Below are 674 nucleotides of genomic sequence, written 5' to 3'. Positions count from 1 at the left end.
GACAGAGACTGTCGTGGCCCGGCGTGGCGCCGCAGGAGTACCGTGCGGGGAGGGGTGGATGCCGAGGAGGGCCCGCATGCCTTACTCCAATGTTCCGACGAGCTTGCTAACAAATGGCCAGCGCCTTGCCCGTATAAGGGATCGCCGCCGGTGGACGCAGACTCGCCTCTCAACGGAGAGTGGCTATTCGCTATCCGCCGTGAAGAAGTTCGAGCAAGGGCGTCGTTCGCTGGATCGCGCGGACGTCATTCTGCGGTTCGCGCGGGCTCTCGACTGTCACCCCACCGAGATCACCGGACAGCCGTATTCTCCGCCCGACGGTGATCTCGACGGACATTCGGCCGTGTTGTCGATCGCCGCCATCCGTCGTGCTCTCCTGCGGCACGGTCGCCCCTCGCGGCCGTCGGAGCAGGAGGTCGTGGGCGTCGATATGGAGGACCTTCGGGCGCGCGTCGCCGAGGCCAATGGGTATCGACAGAAATCCGCGCTCGTCAGTAGCGGCAAGGTTTTGCCCGCTCTGCTGCGTGATCTGCAAGTCGCCGTAGACGTGGTCCCGGAGGCGGATCGGCGGCAGGCGCACGACTTGCTGGCGTCCGCGTACGAATGCGCCATGCAGATGCTGTACAAGCTCGGGCGCGGCGCGGACGCCACACTGGCCACCGAGCGGGTGGTCT

General features: G+C 66.2%; 1 protein-coding gene. It reads left to right on the top strand.

Going from position 1 to position 674, the window contains the following annotated elements:
- Positions 1 to 58: 58 nt before the first annotated feature.
- The coding region (locus KUM32_RS37935; RefSeq protein WP_308408826.1) for a helix-turn-helix transcriptional regulator at positions 59 to 674 on the top strand (616 nt) is incomplete at its 3' end.

Source organism: Streptomyces sp. AC627_RSS907 (assembly GCF_019049165.1).
This window is presented reverse-complemented; position numbering and strand designations above follow the sequence as displayed.